The sequence below is a fragment of the Pseudomonas sp. BF-RE-25 genome (assembly GCF_019956105.1).
Classification (GTDB): domain Bacteria; phylum Pseudomonadota; class Gammaproteobacteria; order Pseudomonadales; family Pseudomonadaceae; genus Aquipseudomonas; species Aquipseudomonas migulae.
This window is the reverse complement of record NZ_JAHBDB010000036.1, coordinates 1-22,667: the sequence shown is the minus strand read 5'-3', so window position 1 is coordinate 22,667 and position 22,667 is coordinate 1. Positions and strand designations below refer to the sequence as shown.

Below are 22,667 nucleotides of genomic sequence, written 5' to 3'. Positions count from 1 at the left end.
GTTCAAGTTTGATCCGCGTCAACCCAGGCCACATTCCGATGGCCTGTATCGAAAAATCCTGTGATAAATTCCTGACCACCTGCTACGTTTTATTCAGTAGCGACGGAGCGTCGTGCCTGCGTCATTTTTCTTTCACGCGGGCACTTTATGCTCAAGGTGCAGGTCATTTATTCAAGCGTTTTTTCAATGAGCGATGGGGGATTCAAAATGGACGATTATCAAGAAGAGCTGCTCGAGTTCCAGGCTTTTGAACTGGACCCGCTGGAACCGGCCGAAGACGCTACCGAGCTGTAAGCGTCAGGCCGACTGGCGGTGACTGCGGCGAAACTCGCCGGGTGTCTGACCGCTCCAGCGTTTGAAAGCACGTTGAAACGCTTCGGCTGAGGCAAAGCCCAGCAGGTAGGCGATTTCACCGAACGCCAGTTCGGTGTCACGAATGTAGGTCATGGCCAGGTCGCGACGAGTGTCGTTGAGAATTGCACGAAACTGCGTGCCTTCCTCGGTGAGTTTGCGGCGCAAGGTCCAGGTAGGCAGCTTCAGGCGTGCCGCCACTTCTTCCAGGTCGGGTTCCCGGCCACCACTGAGCAACGGCCCCAGCAACTGAATGATGCGTTCACGCAGGCTGCGGGTGCGTGTCAGTTGTTCGAGTTCCCGTTCACACAATTGCAGCAGGTGTCGCCACGTACTCGGGCAGTGCAGCGGGTTGCGCTGAGCGAGGCTGGCCAGACTCAGGCGCAGTTGGTTCTGCTCGGCACCAAACTGGATCGGGCAATCCCCCAGCACCGCATAAGCGTCCCGGTAATCCGGCTCGTCGAACTCGATCTCGATGCGCTCAGCGCTTAAGGGAACCGGGCTGACGCTGGACAATTGTTGCAACCAGCCGGCGATGATCGAATCCACCACGAAGCGGTTATAGGCGTTGTAAGGGCTGATGGAATAGAACCGCAGCCACGCGCCTTGGGCATCTTCGTGGAAACTCGATTGACCGCGATAGTTGGAGCCGTACAAGGCTTCGAAGCGAATCAGGCAACGTGCCGCTTCGCGTACTGTCGGTGCCTGCGCGGCGGTAACCCCGGCGAGGCCGGCCTGGCTCAGGCGACTGAGTTGGCCCATGCGTAAACCCAGTGCCGGGTCGGCGGTCAGTTGGATGGCGCCGTGGCCCAGGCGCATGTAGCGCGGGATCGACAGCCGGGCGCAGGCTTCGCCAAGCCGGGCGGGGTCCAGGCCATACTGGTCGAGCAGGGGCTGGGGATCAATGCCGTGACTGCGCACCGCGTCGGCCAGGCTGTGAACAAAGCCCACCGACAGATCGCCCAGACGCATCGGCAACGGTTTCATGGTTTACAACCAAAGATTCAGCAAGCGCGCGCCACGGAAATTTCCACCGGCGAAATGCTGTCCATTGCTGCTGAGAAAACTTTGCCCGGCGCTGCCCTGATCCCAGAACTGCCCGCGCAGGAACACGCTCATGCCGGCGATGGCCTGGCTGGCGGGCGGTTGAGCGGTCAGTGTCAGGCGGTGCCAGGCTTGACCCTCGCTCAGTTCGCCAGTCTTGAGGCTGACGGAATCGGGCGCCGACAGACCCTTGTAGCCGCGCCATGGCTTGTCCCAGGCGCCGCGACCGATGACGAACGCCGGGACCGCGACCAGCTGCGCGCCCTGATCGTCGAGTTGGCGGTAGTTGTCCGGGTACCAGCTGTCGCTGCCGATCAACACGCCCAGGCGTCCGGCCGGGGTGTCGACGACGTTGAGCGTGTGTTCGCCATTCGCCTGGATCACATCGCTTTCATCGTTGATTGGGTACATCTGGCGCTGTGGCTGGCCAATCGGCAGCCCGTCGCGGCCGAACACCACGCTGCTGTTGTACAGCGCACCGCGGCCGATTTTCAGGGTGCCGTCGATGATGCTTGGTTCGGGCAGCACGATGGAGCCCGCCACGAGCGTCACGTGAAATTCCTTTGCCAGCCCACCAAACAGGGCCTGGTAATCCTTGGCCATGCTCTTGGCTTTCATGCGCAGGTGCGCATCGTCGAGGCGGTTGTCACCCTTGGCGCCGATCAGCGCGCGGATGAACTTCAGCGGGTTGCTCACCGCCAGCCAGTTCATGGCTTCCTTGAGCGTGGTGGCTTGATACAACTCGTCTTTCTCGCCGCTGACCATCAGCCAGGTGCCGACATGTTCGGGCAGCACGACGATGGTTTTTTCATTCAGCAGCCCCTGTTCCTGGGCTTTCTGCAAATAGGCTGCGAGTTTGCGGTGCAAGCGTTCGGTGCTTTGGTAGTCGGTGGGAAACAGTTCGGGTTGGATGCCCAGCAGGTTGCCACGATCGGCAGGCGTTCCCTGATCGATGGCGAGATCGATGCGCAAGTCCGACAGGTAATGACCCGCCGGACGATCCGCGGCCCACATGGCGTAGGTCGTCAAGGCGGCAATCAATGCCATGGAGAAAGTCAGGTACAGAAGTTTGCGCATGGGAAAACAGTTAGTGGCCGTGTGCAGGGTTCATGATTGGCGTTCAGGATGGGGGACGAGGCTACGGTAAAACAACGCGTTGAGGGGCGGTTTTTTTGATTTTTTTGCGGTTTTGCAGCGAATGATGGCCGACGATGCCGAGCCAATGCAAAGACGCATCGCAATGATCGATATGTGCCGAATTCGTCATGGCGTCGGCCTAAAGCGATCAAGCCGTGACGGCTGGAACGGGTCAGGCTGGACGGTCTGTTCAAGGAGATGATTATGATCCGTCTGTCCCTGGCCGAAGCTCGCGAGCTGGCCGAATCGATCTTGCTGCACAACGGTTTCAACCTTGCCCACGCTCAGGCGGTGACAGCCACAGTGATTGCCGGCGAGCGCGATGGCTGCGCCTCCCACGGTTTGTATCGGATCCTGGGCTGCGTCAACTCACTCAGGGCAGGCAAAGTGGCGGCCGATGCCGAGCCGCAGGTCATCGATCAAGCGCCTTCGATCGTGCGCGTGGACGCGGCGGGTGGTTTTTCACAATTGGCGTTCCAGGCGGGGCTGCCGTTGTTGGCGCAGAAAGCCCGGGCAAACGGTATCGCTGCGCTGGCAATCAATCGCTGCGTGCATTTCTCTGCGCTGTGGGTTGAGATCGAGCAACTGACGGCGGCCGGCCTCGTGGCATTGGCCTGCAATCCCAGCCATGCCTGGGTGGCGCCAGCGGGCGGCAGCCAGCCAGTGTTTGGCACCAATCCCATTGCGTTCGGCTGGCCACGCTCGGGCAAGGACCCGTTCGTGTTCGACTTCGCCACCAGCGCGATTGCCCGTGGCGATATCGAGTTGCACCGGCGCGCCGGCAAAGCGCTTCCCGAGGGCTGGGGTGTGGACGCGCAGGGCCAGCCAAGCACCGATGCCAACGTGGTGCTCGATGCGGGCGCGATGCTGACGTTCGGTGGGCATAAAGGCTCGGCGCTGGCGGCCATGGTGGAGCTGATCGCCGGGCCGTTGATCGGCGACCTGACCAGCGCCGAGTCACTGGCTTACGACGCCGGCAGCAAGTCGTCGCCGTACCACGGCGAGTTGATCATTGCCCTTGATCCACGACGTTTTCTCGGTGAAGCCACCGAACAGCATCTGGCCCGTGCCGAGGTCTTGTTTGAGAGTATTGAAGGGCAGGGCGCACGGTTGCCCTCGCAACGGCGCTATGAGGCGCGAGCGCGTAGCCTGGTGGAGGGCGTCGAGATTCCCGAGGCGTTGTACAACGATCTGAAAGCGCTGCTGGGATGAGTGAGAGCGTGCGCCACCGGTAAACCGGTGGCGTTTTTTTTACAGGGGCGTGCGTTGACTGCTGCCATCGACCAGGCGAGCGATGCTCAGCGGGTTGGCATTTTTCAGCGGGTCGGGCAGAAGCGCGTCAGGACAATTCTGGTAGCACACCGGGCGCAGGAAACGCTCGATGGCCAGGCTGCCGACCGAGGTGCCGCGCGCATCTGAGGTGGCCGGATAAGGCCCGCCATGCACCATCGCATCGCAGACTTCGACGCCGGTCGGGTAACCGTTGAACAACACCCGGCCGACTTTTTGCTCCAGCAGCGGTAACAGCCCGGGGTGATTTTGCAGGTCGCCGGCTTCAGCAATCAGCGTGGCCGTGAGTTGCCCGTGCAAGTGTTGAAGTGCCCGTTGCAGTTCGGCTTTGTCGGCCACTTCCACCAACACTGTCGCCGGACCGAACACTTCTTCTTGCAACAGCGGGTGGCCATCGAACAACAGACTCACGTCAGCCTTGAACAGTTGCGGCTGCGCCTGTGTGCCCTGTTGATCGCGACCGGCCAGGTGAGTGATGTTCGGGTGCGCGTGCAACGCCTGCACACCGTTGGCGTAGCTGTCGAGCGTGCCGAAGTTGAGCATGGTCTGCCCCGGTTGCCCGGCCATCACGGCGCTCAGCGATTGGGTGAAGGCGCTGAACGCTGGCGAGCGAATACCGATCACCAGTCCCGGGTTTGTGCAGAATTGGCCACAGCCGAGCACCACGGAGGCGGCGAGTTCGCTGGCAATTTTCTCGCCCCGCACTTGCAGTGCTTCGGGCAATACCAGCACTGGATTGATGCTGCTCATTTCGGCGAACACGGGAATCGGCTGCGCTCGTGCCGCGGCCATGTCGCACAACGCGCGGCCGCCCTTGAGTGACCCCGTGAAACCGACAGCCTGAATCGCCGGATGTTTGACCAGGGTTTCGCCCACGCCAGAACCGTAGATCATGTTGAACACACCCTTGGGCATGTCAGTCTGCTCGGCGGCACGGATGATCGCGTCGGCCACGAGTTCGGCAGTCGCCATATGCCCGCTGTGGGCCTTGAACACCACCGGACAACCAGCGGCCAGGGCGGCAGCGGTATCGCCACCGGCGGTTGAGAATGCCAGCGGGAAATTGCTCGCACCGAACACCGCGACCGGGCCGACGCCGATCCGGTATTGGCGCAAATCAGCTCGTGGTAGTGGCTGACGCTCGGGCAGGGCCCGGTCGATGCGTGCCGCATAAAAATCGCCACGGCGCAGGACTTGCGCAAACAGGCGCATCTGGCTGCTGGTGCGCATGCGCTCACCGAGAATGCGTCCGTTCGGCAGCGCCGTCTCGCGGGTCACCAGAGCGATGAAATCATCGTCCAGTGCCTCCAGTTGCGTGGCGATGGCTTCGAGAAATTCCGCACGGCGAATAGCCGACAATGTGCGAAAGGTCGGGTAGGCGGCTGCGGCGGCCTGGGCGGCGGCGTCGACTTCTTCGTTGGTGGCCTGCATGAACGCGTAGGGCAGCGCTTCACCGGTAGTGGCATCGTGGCTGCGCACGGTGATCTTGCCAGCGGCACTGCGCGCACCACCGATGTAGTTGTGGCCGATGATCTGGGGCATGAAAAGCTCCTGTCGGAATGTTGGGGACTGGATCTGTAGGAGCGAAGCTTGCTCGCGAAGGCGGTAATACATTCAACAGAGATGTCAGCTGACACATCGTCTTCGCGAGCAAGCTTCGCTCCTACAGGTCTGCGGCGTCAGGCCAGTGAATCGCTGCGGCGTGCGGCCACCGGTTCGGCGTCGTTCAGGGCGGCGATCCGCGCGGCAGATTCGCTGTCCACCAGGTGCAACGACTTGCCACGCGTCTCACGGGTCAGGCCGACCGCAATGATGGAGATCAGCGACGCGCCGACCAGGTAAAACGCAATCGGTGTCGAGCTGTGGTACTTGTTGAGCAAGGTGATCGCAATCAGCGGAGCGAGGGAGCCGGCGAAGATCGGCGCCACCTGGTAGCACAGGGACAACGCGGTGTAGCGCACGTGGGTCGGGAACATTTCCGCCATCAGCGCCGAGTAGGGCGCGTAGGTCATCGACTCGATGGCCAGGCCCAGGGTGATGGCCGCCATGATCAGCCAGTTGTTGCCGGTGTCCATCATCGGGAAGCCGATGAAACCCCAGAACGCCGTGAGGATCGCGCCTGTCAGGTACACCGGTTTGCGCCCGACCAGGTCAGACAGATAACCCATCAACGGAATCATGAAGAAGTGCAGCAGGTGCGCGCCGAACATCAGCAGCAGAATTTCGGACGTGTCCTTGTGCACCACCAGTTTCAGATAAGTAATCGAGAACGTCACGACGGTGTAGTAGAGGATGTTTTCGGCAAACCGCGCGCCAATACCGACCAGTACCGAGCGCCAGTGGTGACGCAGCACTTCGACCACGCCCAGTTGCTGTTGCTTTGTCTGCGCCTGACGGGCCTGGGCTTCCTTGAAAATCGGCGCGTCATCGACGCTGGTGCGAATCCAGTAGCCGATCAGTACCACGAAGGCCGAGAACCAGAACGCCACGCGCCAGCCCCAGGCGAGGAATTGCTCCTCCGACAGATTCGACGACAACAGCAACAGCGCAACCGTCGCCACCAGGTTTCCGGCCGGCACACCGGCTTGCGGCCAACTGGCCCAGAAACCTCGACGATTGTCCGGGCAATGCTCGGATACCAGTAGAATCGCGCCGCCCCATTCGCCGCCAAACGCGAAACCCTGGATCAGCCGCAGCAGCACCAGCAACACTGGTGCGGCATAGCCGATCTGGTTGAAACCGGGCAGGCAACCCATCAAGAAGGTGGTGATGCCGACCACCACCAGGCTCAGTTGCAGCAGGCGCTTGCGGCCGTACTTGTCGCCATAGTGACCGAACACCAGGCCACCCAACGGGCGGGCGAGAAAGCCCACGGCGTACAGGGCGAAAGCGGCGATGATGCCGTCGATGGGACTGTCGGTCTGGCGGAAGAACAACTGGCCGAAGACCAGTGCCGACGCGGTGCCATAAAGGAAGAATTCATACCATTCGGCGACTGTGCCGGCCATGGCGGCGGCCACGACGCGCTTGAGTCCCGAGGGTGTGGTTGCGCGGTGAGCGTGTTGAGCGTTGGGCATGCTGGCGTTTCCTGTAGGGGCGCAAAAACAGGTAGCCGGGCCGGGGCCGCAAAGCCCCGCCCGGCAATCACTCAGAGACCGACGTCCGGCAGGTGCGGACGGTTGGCCAGGGCCTTGGCCATGATCTGCTCGACGAAGACCCGATCTTCTTCCGGCAGGGCCAGGCGTGGCGGACGGGTCAGCGCACTGCCGCGACCGGCGATGGCTTCGCACAACTTGATGCACTGCACCAGGTCGGCACGGGCGTCGAGGTGCAGGATCGGCATCAGCCATTCGTAGATCGGCATGGCTTCGGCATAACGTCCGGCCTTGGCCAGGCGGAAGATGGTTTCGCCTTCTTTCGGGAACACGTTGGACATGCCCGACACCCAGCCTTCAGCACCCACGGCGAGGCTTTCCAGCACCACATCGTCGAGGCCGGCGAACAGCACAAAACGGTCACCCACTTCGTTGCGGATGTCGATGAAGCGGCGGGTGTCGCCAGAGGAATCCTTGAAGCACACCACGTTGTCGCAGTCGGCCAGGGCAATCAGGATGTCCGGGGTCACGTCGTTTTTGTAGATCGGCGGGTTGTTGTAGACCATCAACGGCACGTCGGCGTTTTTCGCCACGTAGCGGTAATGCTCGGCGGTTTCGAACGGCTTGGAACCGTAGACCAGCGCCGGCATCAGCATCACGCCATCGACACCGACCTTGCGCACGGCGTTGGCGACCTTGGCCGCTTGCACACTGGTGAATTCGGCCACACCGCAAATCACTGGCACACGGCCGCGCGAGGCATCGACCGCGACTTCGGTCACGGCGATTTTTTCTTCAGCGGTCAGCGAAGTGTTCTCGCCTACCGAGCCGCACACCACCAGGCCCGACACGCCGTCGCGGATCACGTTGGAAATCACCTGATGGGTTTTATCCAGGTTGATCGAGAAGTCATCGTTGAATTGAGTGGTCACCGCGGGGAAGACGCCACTCCAGTTAATTCGCTTGCTCATTGTTGCCTCCGGGTTGTTTATTGTATTTCGTATACGATATTTAAAATGAAAAAATTCGGCTAGTGCTTTTTTCAGGTTTGTGGGGTTTTTGTCAGCCGTCGGTCGGGGTGGTCAGTGCTTCAGAGTGTTCAGGCACCGGGCCAGGTGTCTGACAGTCGATAGCCTTGTGGCCACGGATCGTTCGGATCGAGCAGCAATTGATGGGTGCCGGTAATCCAGGCCCGGCCGGAAATGCAGGGGTAGATAGCGGGGCGTCCGGCCACTTCGGTCAGTGAGTCAATCCGACAGTGGAATTCGGAGCCGATGATCGAGCGACCGATAAAGCGCTCGCCGACGCGCATCAATCCCTTGGCGTGCAACACCGCCATGCGCGCCGAGCAACCCGTGCCGGTCGGCGAGCGGTCGATCTTGCCCGGTTGAATCACCACCGCATTGGCGCCGGTGGCGATGCCGTTTTCGTGGACGACGGGCGCGGCGATCTGGCAAAAGGAAATGTGCGACCACTCAGGGTTCAATGGATGCACAAAGCCCAATTGCTCGTTGGCGGCACGGGTGATTTTCAGCCCGACCGCCACCAGGTCGGCGGCTTCATCGGGGCGGATTGAAAAACCCAGTTCCCTGGCATCGGCGATCACAAAGCTGTCACCGCCATAGGCGGTATCGACCTTGAGGGAGCCGACACCTTCCACTTCGATCCACGCGTCGAGGCGATCGGCGAAGGACGGCACGTTTTTGATTTCCACCCGTTCGACCTTGCCGTCACGGCAATCGGCCACGGCCTCGATCAGGCCGCCGGGGGCTTCGAGCACCAGCCGGGTTTGCGGTTCGGTCATTGGCACGATACCGGTGTCGAGCAACACGGTGGCCACGCACAGGGAATTGGAGCCGGACATCGGCGGGGTATCCGCCGGTTCCATGATGATCCAGGCCATGTGCGCCCGCGGGTCCTTGGCCGGCACCAGCAGGTTGACGTGGCGGAACACCCCGCCACGCGGCTCGTTGAGCACGAAGTTGCGCAGGGTTTCATCCCTGGCGATCCAGCGTGATTGTTCCCAGACTGTGGCGCCGGGCGGTGGTGCGACGCCGCCGACAATCACGTCGCCGACTTCGCCTTCGGCGTGGCAGCTGACGATGTGGATGACTTTCGATGAGCGCATGGTTTGCTCCTTTTGTTGTCTATGCAGGCCTCATCGCGAGCAGGCTCACTCCTACAGGGGATTTTCTGTGTGGCAGAGATCCAGTGTAGGAGTGAGCCTGCTCGCGATGGGGCCGATGGTTATTTCACCGATTTGAGAAACGCCGCGGTCTCGGCATGTACCGGATTACCAATCACCTGATCCGGCGAGCCGATCTCATGCACCAGGCCATTGCGAAAGAACGCCACGCGGTCGGACACGTCACGGGCGAAGCGGATCTCGTGCGTCACCAGCACCATGGTCATGCCGTCTTCGGCGAGCATGCGCATGGTGTCCAGCACTTCGCCGACCAGCTGTGGATCGAGGGCCGAGGTGGCTTCGTCGAACAGCATGTAGTCCGGTGACATGGCCAGGGCGCGGGCAATGGCCATGCGTTGTTGCTGGCCGCCCGAAAGCTTGCCGGGGAACACCTTGAGCTTGTCGCCCAGGCCAACGTGAGTCAGTTGCTGCACGGCCAGCGCCTCGGCTTCGGCCTTGCTTTTGCCCAGGACCTTACGCGGCGCGAGCATCACGTTTTCCAGCACGGTCAGGTGCGGGAAGGCGTTCCATTGCTGGAACACGATGCCGATCTTCTGCCGCAGGTGATTGAGGTCGGTTGCGCGGTGATGCACCTCGACGCCATCCACGCGGATGTTGCCTTTCTGGATCGGTTCCAGGCCATTGATGCACATCAGCAGGGTCGATTTTCCCGAGCCGGAGCCGCCGATGATGGACACCACTTCGCCCTTGTTCACGGTCAGGCTGACACCCTTGACCACATCAAGGTCGCCGAAGGATTTGTGTACGTTGTCGATCTCAATCATTTTCTTGCCACCTTCTTTCCAGACGAGCGCCGAGGCGTGCGACCACCAGGCTCATGACGTAGTAGATAAGGCCCGCGATGCACAGCACCAGCAGCGGTTCCTGAATGCGGGTCACGATGGTTTGCGAGGCGCGGAGCAGTTCGACGATGCCGATCCACATCACCAGCGCGGTGTCTTTCATCACCCCGAGCACCAGGTTCAGCCAGCCGGGGAAGGCCACCCGCGAGGCCATCGGCAGGACGATCCAGCGCAGGTCCTGGAAGAAACTCAGGCCCAGCGAACGGCTGGCCCGGCGCAGGGTCAGCGGTACCGACAGCACGCCGCCGCGCACGATCTCGGTGAAGTAAGCGGCGGCGTAAACCCCGAGCACGATGCAGCCCACGCTGAAAGCACTGATGTTCAGGCCGACGATGCTCTTGAGCGAGTTGAACAGCACGAACTGGATCAGCAGCGGCACGCTGCGAAACACGTCCAGCACCCACGCCAGTGGCAGGCTGGCCCGTGGCAATAGCGCACGCAGCAGGCCGAACACCAGCCCGGCGAACGTGCCGAGCAGGATCGCCCAGCAAGTCAGTTGCAGCGTGATCCAGGCGCCGTTAAGCAGGAACAGCAGGTCGTTCCAGGAAAAACCGGTGGAAAACATAGTCACGTCCTCAGTAACGGAACAGCCGCCAGGCCATCAGCCGGGCTGTCGCGACGATCGCCTTGGCAATCAGGTAATACAGCACCGCGGCGATGGTGAAATATTCGAAGGTGCGGAACGTTTTGACGTTGTAGTCCTGGGTCACGCCGGTGAGGTCGTTGTTGAGCCCGACAATCACCCCCAGCGACGTCATCAACACCGCCCAGACCATCTGGTTGCTCAACGGGTAGAACACGATCCGCAACAGTTGCGGGACGATGATCATCCGGTAGGCCTGGAAGGCACTCATGCCCAGCGAGCGCGCAGCCCGCACCTGCGTGCCGGGCACCGCCTTGAGCCCGCCGCGAAAGTTTTCCGCGAGATAGCCGGCATTGTTGAAGGTGATCCCGGCCAACAACGCGAGCCAGGAGCTGACGTGCAGGCCCATTGAGCCGAGGCCGAAGTACAGGATGTAGATCTGGAACAGCGACGGGGTATTACGGGCAATCGACACCCAGCCGTTGCCGATGCCGCGCAGCAGCGGGTGTCTGGTTTCACGCATGACTGTCAGGGCCAGGGCGATCAATACGCCGAAAATCATCGACAGCGCGGCGGTCTCGAACGTGACCCAGGCGCCGGCGAGCATGTCCGGCAAGGCGCGCAGGGTGGCGCGCCATTGGAAGGTGTAATCAAACATGCGCGAGGCTCTCCATCAGCAAGGCAGGTTGCAACCAGCTCGGCAGTCGCCCGCTGGCGCTGGCGGTGCAAGCGGATTCAACGCACTCGGCGAGGCTGGCGAAGTGCACTTTTCGCCCCACCAGACCCGGTGCGTAATGGGCGTATTTGCCCGAGTTGGTCATTAAGGTTGTGGCGGCTGGCGGAATCACCGGCTCACCGAGCATGCACCAGCAGGTGTCCGTCACCAGGGTGGCGCCGAAGGCTTCAATGACGCCGATGTGTCCGGCGTCGCGCGCCTGTTCCAGCACCGCACGACCGCACGTGATGGCGAGCACCACCTCGGGGTGTTTGTGCCGGCCGTGACACAGCCGCGCGAGTCGGGCGAACTCGCTGAGCGAGAAGTGCGGGTTACCCAGCGAGACCACCTCCACGCGGTTGTCACGGGCACTGTTGAGCTCGCGCCAACTGCCCAGCAGGTCCGCCAGGCGGATTGTTTCCACAGGTATCGGGACGCCGGCTTCCAGTGCTTGTGCAGGGTCGAGTGCTTCCGGTGTGACCCCGGCGATATGAAACAACGGCGCGGCCGACGTGGTGGCGAACGCTGCGCCGAAGGCTTTCAGGTCGTCGAGGTCTGGCTGGTACTGTTCCAGCCCGAACACCAGCGGGATCCGACTGCCCGCGAGGGCACCAATGTGGTAGCCGAGCAAGGGGTAAAACGCATCGTCGAGTTCGCCCAGGTCCGGTAATTCAACGCGCAGGCGGGCTTTGCGTGGTGCCTCCAGATGACAACCGATCAGGGGCGCGCGTCCGGTCAGGGCGATGCAGATATCCAGGTAATCCGGGTACTTCAACGTGCGCGCACCAAGCACGCTGTTGGCGTAGACCACCGCGTTGGATTCAGCCCAGACGATCTGCTCGCCGGCCTTCGGTGCGGTGTCGAGCAAGTAGGGGGCACAGGTGAAACTGAGCTGCGCACCCATCGCCATGTAGGCATCGCCCAAGGCGCTGGCCGGTTCGCCGAGCAACGGGTCGATGCCCAACTCTCGCCAGCGGCGCTGGTCCACGGAAATTGAATTGAGGGTGGTGGGCACGCGAACCTTTGCGCCCCAGTGCACCAGTTGTTCGGCAAAACGCAGGCTCGCCGGGCCCGTGTAAATACAACCGTCGATGTGGGCCTGAGCGATATCCACCAGTTGGTGGGCGCCTTGCAGTTCGGCCATGCGCAGGACAATCTGCATGGCCATCTGCGCGGCTTTGCCATGCTCGCCGTCGAGCAGCGAACGGTCGAACCCGGTGAGCTCAATCGACTCGTGGGTTTCGCCTGTGTGCATCAGTGTTTCGGTTGGCTGCCAGCCATCGATGGGCACGTGATCGAACATCGCCAGCGAGGCGCCTTCGACTCGGGCGAAGGCTTTGCCGCGCAAGGTAGCGAAGGCCTCCCGGCCGATGCACAGCACCGGCAGGGAACGCTCGAAAATGGTCTGTGCCACCAGCACGCCCAAGGTCAGAATCTCATCGGCTTCGACCAGGACCAAAGCGGCCGGTGCATGACCGTTGCTGATCAACTCCATCAGCACGCTGCTGCCGGTGCACGAACCTCGACCACTGGGAATGGCCAGCACACGACCGCGCAGATGTTCGCCGCTGAGCGGATGGTGACGGTCGATGACTTCACCCGTACAAGGGTCGACGCCGCCCCAGAAGCTCAGCCCGACATCGGCAAACAGCAGCGCGCCCTGGGCGGAGCCCGGGACTAGGTTACGACCGATGAGAGCAGTGGACCCAGGCATGCCGGACACCTTAGTAGTAGACCTTTGGCACGGTCAGGTCAGTCGGCGGGATTTCAGTGCCGACCCATTTGGTGAACAACTCGTTGTAGCGACCGCTGCGCACCTGCTGGTTGACGAACAGGTTGAGGTAGTTGAGCAGGCCGTACTCATTGCGCTTGGCACCCAGGGACACGTAGTCGATGGTGTAAGGCGCGTTGCCGGCGATTTTCAGGTTTTTGTATTTGCCCGACTTGATCGTCGCGGCGGCCACGGTATTGGTCACCACCGTGGCGTCGATGTGACCTTGGGCCACCGCCAGCAGCGTGTCGTTTTGTGACTGGTAGGCGCGGAAGGTGCCGCTGCCCCATTTCTTCACATCGCCCTCCAGCGCGATGGCTTCAAAAGTGCCGCTGGTGTTGCCCAGCGCTTTGCCCTTGATGTCGTTGAAGCTGTTGATGCCAGTGTTGTCGCGGGTCAGCACGACCATCTGGAAGGCGAAGTACGGTACGGTCAGGCCAACGGTCTTGGCCCGTTCGAGGGTGTCGGAAGTCGAGGCGACGATCACGTCAGCCCGTCCGGAGATCAGCGCCGGAATGCGGTCCGGGAACGGCGTTTCCACCACTTCGGCCTCGACCCCGAGGATCTTCGCCAGGTCGTTGCAATAGTCCACGTCGAAACCGGCAGGAGCGTTGCTGGCATCGCGGAAACCCATGGGCGGGAAGTCCAGGGTCACGGCGCAGCGCAGCTTGCCGGAACCGATAATGTCGTCGAGCTTGTCAGCCTGCGCGGTGGCAATGAAGGAGGTACTGAGAACAGCGCTGAGGGCTACGGCAAATGCGGGGTTTTTCATAGAGGCCTCGTTCTGTGGAAGTGCTGTTGAATATCGTATTGGGGATTTCGTATACGATATTAACAATAGCAATGGCCGTGCCGGTTTTGCTTTTGCCGCCGAATTTTTGCCAACCCTTGAAGCAGGGCGGCTCAGCGCAAGCGAGCGGGGCAACGCTACGACGGTGTGGGTCAAGGAGGTGTTACGGAAGGGAGCACGCAGGGTGCGCAGCGCCCCTTAAAGGAACATTTTAACGACGGCTATCGCGGTACTGGCTTGGCGAAAGACTGGTGAGGGCGCGGAATTGGCGGCTGAACGCACTGTGGTCGGTGTAGCCGCAGCGCAGAGCGATTTCGGTGATCGGCAGGTCGGTGTCGAGCAACAGGCGCGAGCCTTCTTCCAGGCGGGACTTGTGGATCATCTGCCGTGGCGTGAGCTGGAACACCCGTTTGCAATGGCGTTCCAGTTGCGCCACAGAGAAACCGGCGATGGCCGTCAGTTCGGCCAGGCTGATCGGTCGGGCGAAATGACGGCGAATGTGTGCGTCCACCGCTGCCAGTTTCTGGAACGCCGGATGGTTGGACTGGGGCAGTTGCAGGTCGCGGGAAATGCCGGCGAGGCCGACGATCCGCCCTTGTTCGTCATGCAGGGCGAGTTTGTGGGTCAGGCACCAGACTGGCTGGTTGCCGAAATACAGGTGCAGTTCCAGTTGATCCGCCAGTTCACGGCCGGTGGACAGCACGCGCCGATCCTGCTCGGTGTACAGCGGTCCAAATCGTGCCGGGAAGACCTGGTCTGCCGTCAGCCCGAGCAGTTGCCCGCTGTGCTTGAAACCACACCGTCGAGCCAGGGTCTGGTTGACGAAGACATAGCGCGCCTCGCTGTCCTTGATGAAGAACACCACGTCTGCCAGGGTGTCGAGCAGCGTCGCGATGGGCTGCAGACTGCTCAGCAGCGTGGGCAAATCGCAGGGTTTGAACTGATTGAGTAAGGGGAACATAGCGCTGGGGGCCTGGTGGCAACTACCGGGATCATAAAGACTCGGCAGTGCCCCCGAAACCCCGGAGCGAGCGTTTACGCGGGCGGGGTGTCGTCCAGGCACATCAGGGTTTCGATTCGTGCCGGGCTGAACGGCGGTCGCGGGGCCGAGGGTTGCCAATCGAACAGGTACTGCAAGGCGCCGCCACACACTCGCCCCTGACAGGCGCCCATGCCGCAGCGGCTGGCCAGTTTTGCCGCACGCCAGTCAGCGTGCCCGGCCAGTGCCGCGTAGGGCACGTCTTCGCAGCGACAGACCAGCGTGTCGGCCTGCGCCAGTGACTTGAGGTGCGGGCTGAGGCTGAACGCGTTGTTCAACGCCTTGGCGAAACCCTGCCAACGCGTCCGACGCGGCCACAATTGGCGTGCCGCTGCGGTGTTACCGACGGCGGCATGCCCGGCAATGGCACCTTCGACCAACGCCAGTTCACTGCCGCCGAAACCGGTGCATTCGCCAGCGGCGTAATGATCGGCAAGGCTCGTGGCTTGCCAGGCATCGACCGCGAGCGCCGTGCCGTCGAGTGTGCAACCCAGCGCCTGACCGAGTTGTGTATTGGGAATCAGGCCGAAACCACAGGCCAGGCGATCACAGGCCAGTTCGACGATTTTGCCCTGTTGCCGCAGACGCACACCTTCCAGCCGTTCATTACCCAAGGCTGCCACGACGTGGGAGCCGGTGCGGTAATGACGATCAAACAGGCTGAAGGATTGCACAAGCTTGCCCGGCCAGCGTGGCAGTTGCAGGGCGAACCCGGTGACCGCAACCGAGGAGGCTTGCTCGGCAATACTCAGCACGTGGGCGCCGTTGTGTTTCGCGGTGGCCGCACTGGCCAGCAACAACGGCCCGCTACCGGCGATCACCACGCGTTCGTCCTGCACCGGCAGGCCGCCCTTGATCAACGCCTGGAGTCCTCCGGCCCCCGTCACACCCGGCAATGTCCAGCCGGGGAAGGGCAGCAGCAACTCACGGGCGCCGGTGCACAGAATCAGTTTGTCGTAGCCGATCTGCCATCCGTGATCGGCGTCTTCCACCAGCAATTGTTTGGGGCCGGAACAGGCGATCACACGAGTGCCGCTGTGGTGTCGGATGTTGCTGTTGGCATGCAGGCGCTCGCGCATCTGCCGTGCCTGATTCGGCAGGCTGGCCTGAGGCCCGTCGCGCCAGATCTGGCCTCCCGGCAGCGGGTTGTCGTCGAGCACGATAATGCGTGCGCCACTGGGCGCGGCGGCGAGGGCGGCGCTCATGCCGGCGGGGCCGGCACCGATGATCAGTAAGTCGGCGAATTCGTTCATGGTCGGGTCCGCACCTGCATGCCGTCATGACACAGCGTCTGGCAGGCCAGTCGGCGGCGTCCGTCGATGGTCACCCGGCATTCCTGGCAGATGCCCATGCCGCACAGCGGTGCGCGCCGCTGACCGCTGACCGAAGTGCGACTGCAACCGTCGCTGGCCAAGGCTAATGCCGCGGCGACAGTCGTACCTTCGGCGACCCGCAGGGTGCGGCCGTCCAGGACCAAATCAGGCATACACGGCCTCCCCGAGAAAACGTTGCGGCAGATAGGCTTGCGCCGCCAATGGCGGCGTCTCATTGAACAGTTGCGCGACCAGCAAATCGGCGGTGCCGGGGGCCGTGGTGACCCCCAGTCCCTCGTGACCGACTGCCAGCCACAAACCTTTGCGTGATGGATGCTCACCAATCAGTGGCAGCCCGTCGGGGCTGGCGGCGCGAAAGCCGGTCCAGGCGCGGATGCCGTTGAGCTGAGCCAGCCCCGGCATGTACTCGGTGGCGCGCTTGAGCATTTTCGCGAGCATCCAGCCTTCGACTTGTGGGTCGGTGGTGCCGAATTGTCGCGAGGCGCCGATGAACAGTTGCCCGGTCGGCCGGGGCTGAATGTTGCAGGCGGTCGAGGGCCCTGTGGCGTTGTGGGCGCTGGTGACATAACCCAGCTCCACCAGCGTGTGGGTGACCTTGCCGGGGTAGCGGTCGGTGATCAGCAAGTGGCCTTTTTTCGGCTCGATCGGCAACTCGGGGCACAGGTCGTTGGCCTGGATGCCATTGGCCAATATGACTGCTTCAGCGCTCAACCACTGGCCGTCATCAAGTCGCACGCGATTGCCATCGACCTCGCTGACCCGCGCCCGACGTTGTTCTATGTCGGCGGTGTCGAGCATCCAGTTGGCGGTCGCCGGAGCGTAGAGAATGCCGTCGCCGTTGATCAACAAACCGCCTTCGAGGTCTTCGCGCAGTTCAGGTTCACGGGCGCGCAAGGCGTTACGAGCGATCAACTCGCAGGCAACGCCCTGGGTCTGAAGGTTCAGATATTTGCTGTGGGCCACGGCCATTTCTTCGGCATTGGCTGCCAGCCACAACGTCCCGTTGCTGCGGTAAGCGCAGCCTTGCGGCAAGTCCGGCGCCAGTTCGCGCCAGCGTTGCAGCGAGTATTGGCTCAGGGCCAGCTCGGCCGGGTTGTCGTCGAGCACCAGCAAGTGGCCCATACCGGCGGCCGTCGCGCTGTGCAAACCAGCGTCCAGCACCAGCACGCGCAAGCCGCGCCGGGCCAGCGCCTGGGCGCACGCGGCACCGATGATGCCGGCACCGATCACGATGACATCGGCCACCAGGCCTTGGCTCATGGACGAATGCCCCAGGCGAACGGGTCGTCCTGGTCGATGATCAGGCTGGCCTCGGCGCTGATGAAGGCGCGGCCACGAATCGTCGGTACGATGCGCTCGCCGTGCTGTTCGTAGGAGCCTTCGAACTCGCTGCCGATGACGCTCGCCTGGCGCCAGATCTGGCCCGGCTGCAATTTGTCATCGGCCGCCAGGCACGCCAGTTTTGCACTGGTGCCGGTACCGCAAGGCGAGCGGTCGTAGGCCTTGCCGGGGCAGAGCACAAAGTTGCGGCTGTCGGCCTGCTCATCCTCGGCGAACAGTTCGACGTGGTCGATCAACCCGCCGTCTTCGCCTCGTATCCCTTGAACGTCCAGTGCTTGCTGCACGGCGAAGGTGTAGGCGGTCAACGCATCAAGGTTGTCGCTGGTGATGCGCAGACCATGCTCGGCGATCAGGAAAAACCAGTTGCCACCCCAGGCAATATCACCGACCACCTCGCCAATTCCCGGCACCTGCAACGCCACGGCTTTGCGATAACGGTAAGTCGGCACGTTGCGCACGCTGACGGAGTGGTCATCGTGCAAGGTTGCCTGCACCGTGCCGACCGGCGTTTCGATGCTGTGCACGCCCGGTCCGATTTTGCCAAGGTGAGCAAGCGACGCCACCAGGCCGATGGTGCCGTGGCCACACATGCCGAGGTAACCCGAGTTATTGAAGAAGATCACCCCGGCACACGCCGCTGGGTCAACCGGTTCGCACAGCAGTGCGCCGACCAGCACATCACTGCCTCGCGGTTCGAGCACGCAGGCGGTGCGCCATTGGTCATGGTGTTCAGCCAGCCGTTGAAGACGTTCGGCCATGCTGCCGTTGCCCAATTCGGGAAAACCGGAGGTCACCAGGCGGGTGGGTTCGCCGCCGGTGTGGGAGTCAATCACGGTGATACGTTTCATGAGTGGGCCACGTCCGTTCAGATGAGTGAACGCAAGAGTGGCCCGTGCGGGGGCTTGCAGGCTTGATGGTTTTACCCGGTGCCGATGACGAAATCGGCACAGTGTCGCGGTCTGTCAGTGGTGGTGGGGCAGGTGCTCGAACAGGGTTTTGCAGACCCCGGCGATGTGTTCGTCCAGCAGCTTCACCGCCCGGTCGACGTCACCGGCGCGACAGGCTTCGAGGATCTCCCGGTGTTCGTGATCGGCGCGCTCCTTGCCTGCGGAAAGGCTCATTTGCATGCGCAGGTAACGTTCCAGTTTGTCGTTCACCGAACGGATCAGGCTCACCAGAAACGGACGTTGTGCCGGTTCATAGAGGCAGGCGTGCAGTTCCCAATTGAGCTCGGCCCAACGTCCCACATCATCTTCGCCGACGAACTCCTGGCAGATGCGTTCGGCCCGGGCGAAGGTGTCTTCGGTCATGTTGGGAATGGCCAGGCGAAGCACCTTGTCTTCGAGCAACATGCGCACTTCGAACATCTGCGCCAGCTCGGCATCGGACACCCGTGTGACCATCGCCCCGCGATTGCGCTGGAACATCACCAGACCTTCGGCTTCCAGGCGCTTGAGGGCCTCACGCACCGGGATCTTGCTGACGTTGAACTGCCGGGCGATGTCGTCCTGGCGAATCGGCTCGTCCTCGGCGAAATGCCCGGCGACGATGGCGTCACGCAGATGGCGGGTGATGATTTCAGATGTCGAAGGCGCATTGCCCAAGTCTGGAGCATTGAATTTGGGTAGGGTCACGGCGGCAGTCGTTCGGATTGAGTTGGAGATATGGTATACGAATTTTCATTGGGTTCAGTGCACTTGCGCTGCCTTTCGACAGCCGCACCCTGACTCCCCGGGGTTAATTGCAGAGGAGATGGCGCAAACGTCCTATACCCGGGCCGTTGCGCATTTGGATCATTAAGTTGTCAGTTTCGGTCATTGAGCGGCCGGGGGAGTGCTCATAGTCTGTTACACATGACAGAGGGGCGCCAAAGAGCGCCCACACTTTTTCCGTGAACGCTCGTTGTGGAGTTACCGATGACCGCCGCTCATTACCCGCACCTGTTGGCTCCGTTGGACCTGGGTTTTACCACGTTGCGCAACCGCACCCTGATGGGTTCGATGCACACCGGTCTTGAGGAAAAGCCCGGCGGCTTTGAACGCATGGCTGCTTTCTTCGCCGAGCGCGCCCGTGGCGGTGTCGGCCTGATGGTCACTGGCGGTATCGGCCCGAACGACGAAGGCGGTGTGTATTCCGGCGCGGCCAAACTGACCACCCTCGAAGAAGCGCTCAAGCATCAGATCGTGACCCGCGCGGTGCACGAGGCGGGCGGCAAGATCTGCATGCAGATCCTGCATGCCGGCCGTTATGCCTACAGCCCGAAGCAAGTTGCGCCGAGCGCCATTCAGGCGCCGATCAACCCGTTCAAGCCCAAAGAGCTGGACGAGGAAGGCATCGAGAAGCAGATCAACGATTTCGTCACCTGCTCGACCCTGGCGCAAACAGCCGAGTACGACGGCGTCGAGATCATGGGCTCCGAAGGTTATTTCATTAACCAGTTCCTCGCGGCTCACACCAACCACCGCACCGACCGCTGGGGCGGCAGCTACGAAAACCGCATGCGCCTGCCGGTGGAAATCGTCCGCCGTGTACGCGAAGCCGTAGGCCCGAATTTCATCATTATCTTCCGCCTGTCGATGCTCGACCTGGTGGAAGGCGGCAGCAGCTGGGAAGAAATCGTGACCCTGGCCAAGGCCATCGAACAGGCCGGTGCAACCATCATCAACACCGGCATCGGCTGGCACGAAGCGCGGATTCCGACCATCGCCACCAAAGTGCCGCGTGCGGCGTTCAGCAAAGTCACCGCCAAGCTGCGCGGCTCGGTGAGCATTCCGCTGATCACCACCAACCGCATCAACACCCCGGAAATCGCCGAGCAGATTCTCGCCGAAGGCGATGCCGACATGGTCTCCATGGCGCGGCCGTTCCTCGCCGACGCCGATTTCGTCAACAAGGCCGCTGAGGGCCGTGCCGATGAAATCAACACCTGCATCGGTTGCAACCAGGCGTGCCTCGATCACACGTTTGGCGGCAAGTTGACCACTTGCCTGGTGAACCCGCGGGCCTGCCATGAAACCGAACTCAACTACCTGCCGGTGCAGCAGATCAAGAAAATCGCCGTGGTCGGTGCCGGCCCTGCGGGTCTGTCGGCCGCAACCGTGGCTGCCGAGCGTGGTCATCAGGTGACGCTGTTCGATTCGGCCAGCGAAATCGGCGGTCAGTTCAACATCGCCAAACGCGTGCCGGGCAAGGAAGAGTTCTTTGAAACCCTGCGCTACTTCAACCGCAAGTTGCAAACCACCAACGTCGAGGTCTGCCTGAACACTCGGGTCGATGTGGCGAAACTGGTTGAAGGCGGTTACGACGAAATCATCCTCGCCACCGGCATCGCGCCGCGTGTGCCGGCGATTCCGGGCGTCGAGAACGCCAAGGTGTTGAGCTACCTGGACGTGATTCTTGAGCGTAAGCCGGTGGGCAAACGGGTCGCCGTGATCGGCGCGGGCGGGATTGGTTTCGACGTGTCCGAGTTCCTGGTGCATCAGGGCGTTGCCACCAGCCTGGACCGTGAAGCGTTCTGGAAAGAGTGGGGCATCGACACGCTTCTTCAGGCGCGTGGCGGTGTCGCCGGCATCAAGGCTGAGCCGCATGCACCGGCGCGTGAAGTGTTCCTGCTGCAACGCAAGAAATCCAAGGTCGGCGATGGCCTGGGCAAAACCACCGGCTGGATTCACCGCACCGGTCTGAAGAACAAGCAAGTGCAGATGCTCAACAGCGTCGAATACCTGAAGATCGACGACGAAGGTTTGCACATCCGCATCGGCGAAACCGGCGAGCCGCAAGTGCTGCCGGTGGACAACATCGTGATCTGCGCCGGGCAGGATCCGTTGCGCGAGTTGCAAGACGGGTTGGTTGCGGCAGGGCAGAACGTGCATCTGATTGGCGGCGCGGACGTGGCGGCGGAGCTGGATGCGAAGCGGGCGATCAATCAGGGTTCGCGGTTGGCTGCTGAGCTTTAACAGCAGGTCCAGCGTGCCAATGGCCTTCGCGGGCAAGTCGGATCGCCGCCCGCTCGCTCCTACAGGTGCTGTGTCGTTCACAAAATTGATAAACGACACAGCACCTGTAGGAGCGAGGCTTGCCCGCGAAGGCGTCCTCAAGGCTGCTAATATGCCGGCTCTTTACCCAGAGCCAGCACCAATGCTTCTCCCGCCCAACGACTGGCTCCCCAAAGCCCCCCTCGACCACCTTCATCTCGACTGGCTCGAAAGCACCGGCATCGAAGTCGCCATCCTGCGCCTGGACCAGATCGACCCGCTGATCAGCGGCAACAAGTGGTTCAAGCTCATCGAACACCTCAAAGCGGCTGACCTTGCCGCTGCCAAAGGCATCATCAGCCTCGGCGGTGCTCACTCCAATCATCTTCACGCACTGGCTGCCGCCGGCAAGCGCTTCGGTTTCACGACCGTTGGTTTATTGCGCGGCCATCCGCAGGAAACGCCCACAGTGAGCGACTTGCAAGCCTTCGGCATGCAGTTGCACTGGCTCGGTTATGGCGGTTATCGCGCGCGGCATGATGCGGGTTTCTGGGAACCCTGGCAGGCGCAATACCCTGATCTGTTTGCGGTGCCGGAAGGTGGCGGCGGTTTGTCGGGGGCGAAGGGCTGCATGCAACTGATGTCGATGGTCGGCGCGCAACTGAACGGTCTGGGCTGGAGCGACTACGACGGCTGGTGGCTGGCCTGCGGAACGGGCACCACGCTGGCCGGCCTGGCGTTGGCTGAAGCGGGGGATCATCCGGTTTATGGCGCGCTGGCGGTGCCCGACGATCATGGCGTGGCGCAGCAAATCGTATCGATCGTGCAGGAAGCGGGCTTGCAGAATGCGGCTTATGAATTGCTGGATGCCAGTCGCGGCGGTTTCGCCAAAGTTGATCCATTGCTGGTGGAATTCATCGAGCAAACCGAACGGGCGAGCGGCATTCCCCTTGAACCGCTGTACACCGGCAAAGCGCTGCTGGCGCTCAAGCAGCAAGTCGAAGCCGGACGATTCGCACAGGGTACGCGACTGATCTTTATCCACACCGGCGGCTTGCAGGGCCGCCGCGGATTTTCGTCGCAACTCATACCCCTGTAGGAGCGAGCCTGCTCGCGATGGTGTGTCAGTTAAAAAGGTGTCGACTGACACACCAT

The 22,667-nt window shown here is 62.1% G+C and carries 20 protein-coding genes; 3 read left to right on the top strand and 17 right to left on the bottom strand.

Translation table 11 applies throughout. The features are described from left to right. Positions 1–297: 297 nt before the first annotated feature. Both KGB24_RS17685 and KGB24_RS17680 read right to left on the bottom strand, forming a co-directional pair. The gene (locus KGB24_RS17685) at positions 298–1,338 is read right to left on the bottom strand and encodes an AraC family transcriptional regulator (RefSeq protein ID WP_223415005.1); all 1,041 of its coding nucleotides are present in this window, start codon (positions 1,336–1,338) and stop codon (positions 298–300) included. A gap of 3 nt (positions 1,339–1,341) precedes the next feature. Further along, the gene (locus KGB24_RS17680; RefSeq protein ID WP_223415004.1) at positions 1,342–2,472 is read right to left on the bottom strand and encodes a carbon-nitrogen hydrolase family protein; all 1,131 of its coding nucleotides are present in this window, start codon (positions 2,470–2,472) and stop codon (positions 1,342–1,344) included. Positions 2,473–2,736: 264 nt separating this feature from the next. Between KGB24_RS17680 and KGB24_RS17675 the strand changes: the two genes are divergently transcribed. Next, positions 2,737–3,744 carry an Ldh family oxidoreductase gene (locus KGB24_RS17675; protein WP_008024639.1) on the top strand — a complete coding sequence of 336 codons (1,008 nt, stop codon included), beginning with the start codon at positions 2,737–2,739 and terminating at the stop codon, positions 3,742–3,744. Between the two features lie 39 nt (positions 3,745–3,783). Here the strand turns inward: KGB24_RS17675 and KGB24_RS17670 are convergent, their stop codons facing one another. From KGB24_RS17670 to KGB24_RS17600, 15 genes are all read right to left on the bottom strand, one after another. Continuing rightward, a complete protein-coding gene (locus tag KGB24_RS17670) occupies positions 3,784–5,364 on the bottom strand; it encodes an aldehyde dehydrogenase (NADP(+)) (RefSeq protein ID WP_223415003.1) in 1,581 nt (526 codons plus the stop codon). 137 nt (positions 5,365–5,501) lie between these two features. Further along, complete coding sequence (gene abaF, locus KGB24_RS17665; RefSeq protein WP_192229184.1) at positions 5,502–6,899, bottom strand: fosfomycin efflux MFS transporter AbaF; 1,398 nt, start codon at positions 6,897–6,899, stop codon at positions 5,502–5,504. Positions 6,900–6,970: 71 nt separating this feature from the next. Continuing rightward, the gene (locus KGB24_RS17660; RefSeq protein WP_008024642.1) at positions 6,971–7,888 is read right to left on the bottom strand and encodes a dihydrodipicolinate synthase family protein; all 918 of its coding nucleotides are present in this window, start codon (positions 7,886–7,888) and stop codon (positions 6,971–6,973) included. Between the two features lie 128 nt (positions 7,889–8,016). After that, a complete protein-coding gene (locus KGB24_RS17655) occupies positions 8,017–9,045 on the bottom strand; it encodes a trans-3-hydroxy-L-proline dehydratase (RefSeq protein ID WP_192229185.1) in 1,029 nt (342 codons plus the stop codon). A 119-nt stretch (positions 9,046–9,164) separates the two neighbouring features. Further along, the gene (locus KGB24_RS17650; protein WP_008042626.1) at positions 9,165–9,887 is read right to left on the bottom strand and encodes an amino acid ABC transporter ATP-binding protein; all 723 of its coding nucleotides are present in this window, start codon (positions 9,885–9,887) and stop codon (positions 9,165–9,167) included. Then, complete coding sequence (locus KGB24_RS17645) at positions 9,880–10,530, bottom strand: amino acid ABC transporter permease (protein WP_008024645.1); 651 nt, start codon at positions 10,528–10,530, stop codon at positions 9,880–9,882. The genes KGB24_RS17650 and KGB24_RS17645 overlap by 8 nt, the downstream gene beginning before the upstream one ends. A gap of 10 nt (positions 10,531–10,540) precedes the next feature. Further along, positions 10,541–11,206 (bottom strand): amino acid ABC transporter permease, encoded by a 666-nt coding sequence (locus KGB24_RS17640; protein ID WP_008024646.1) that lies wholly within the window; start codon positions 11,204–11,206, stop codon positions 10,541–10,543. Further along, positions 11,199–12,977 carry an aconitase X gene (locus KGB24_RS17635; RefSeq protein WP_223415002.1) on the bottom strand — a complete coding sequence of 593 codons (1,779 nt, stop codon included), beginning with the start codon at positions 12,975–12,977 and terminating at the stop codon, positions 11,199–11,201. Before KGB24_RS17635 ends, KGB24_RS17640 begins: the two co-directional genes overlap by 8 nt. 10 nt (positions 12,978–12,987) lie before the next feature. Continuing rightward, a complete protein-coding gene (locus KGB24_RS17630; protein ID WP_008024648.1) occupies positions 12,988–13,806 on the bottom strand; it encodes a transporter substrate-binding domain-containing protein in 819 nt (272 codons plus the stop codon). A gap of 229 nt (positions 13,807–14,035) precedes the next feature. After that, entirely contained in the window at positions 14,036–14,785 is a 750-nt protein-coding gene (locus KGB24_RS17625; RefSeq protein WP_192229187.1) for an AraC family transcriptional regulator, read from the bottom strand. 74 nt (positions 14,786–14,859) lie between these two features. Further along, a complete protein-coding gene (locus KGB24_RS17620) occupies positions 14,860–16,116 on the bottom strand; it encodes an FAD/NAD(P)-binding oxidoreductase (RefSeq protein ID WP_223415001.1) in 1,257 nt (418 codons plus the stop codon). Further along, a complete protein-coding gene (locus tag KGB24_RS17615; RefSeq protein ID WP_008024651.1) occupies positions 16,113–16,349 on the bottom strand; it encodes a 2Fe-2S iron-sulfur cluster-binding protein in 237 nt (78 codons plus the stop codon). Before KGB24_RS17615 ends, KGB24_RS17620 begins: the two co-directional genes overlap by 4 nt. Beyond that, on the bottom strand, positions 16,342–17,457 hold the full coding sequence (locus KGB24_RS17610) for an NAD(P)/FAD-dependent oxidoreductase (RefSeq protein WP_223415000.1): 1,116 nt from the start codon (positions 17,455–17,457) through the stop codon (positions 16,342–16,344). The genes KGB24_RS17615 and KGB24_RS17610 overlap by 8 nt, the downstream gene beginning before the upstream one ends. Continuing rightward, complete coding sequence (locus KGB24_RS17605; RefSeq protein ID WP_223414999.1) at positions 17,454–18,386, bottom strand: 4-hydroxyproline epimerase; 933 nt, start codon at positions 18,384–18,386, stop codon at positions 17,454–17,456. Before KGB24_RS17605 ends, KGB24_RS17610 begins: the two co-directional genes overlap by 4 nt. 114 nt (positions 18,387–18,500) lie before the next feature. Beyond that, complete coding sequence (locus tag KGB24_RS17600; protein ID WP_008029632.1) at positions 18,501–19,172, bottom strand: GntR family transcriptional regulator; 672 nt, start codon at positions 19,170–19,172, stop codon at positions 18,501–18,503. Between the two features lie 282 nt (positions 19,173–19,454). Between KGB24_RS17600 and KGB24_RS17595 the strand changes: the two genes are divergently transcribed. Both KGB24_RS17595 and KGB24_RS17590 read left to right on the top strand, forming a co-directional pair. Further along, complete coding sequence (locus KGB24_RS17595; protein ID WP_223414997.1) at positions 19,455–21,494, top strand: FAD-dependent oxidoreductase; 2,040 nt, start codon at positions 19,455–19,457, stop codon at positions 21,492–21,494. A 181-nt stretch (positions 21,495–21,675) separates the two neighbouring features. Next, complete coding sequence (locus KGB24_RS17590; RefSeq protein ID WP_223414995.1) at positions 21,676–22,611, top strand: 1-aminocyclopropane-1-carboxylate deaminase/D-cysteine desulfhydrase; 936 nt, start codon at positions 21,676–21,678, stop codon at positions 22,609–22,611. The last annotated feature ends 56 nt before the right edge of the window (positions 22,612–22,667 follow it).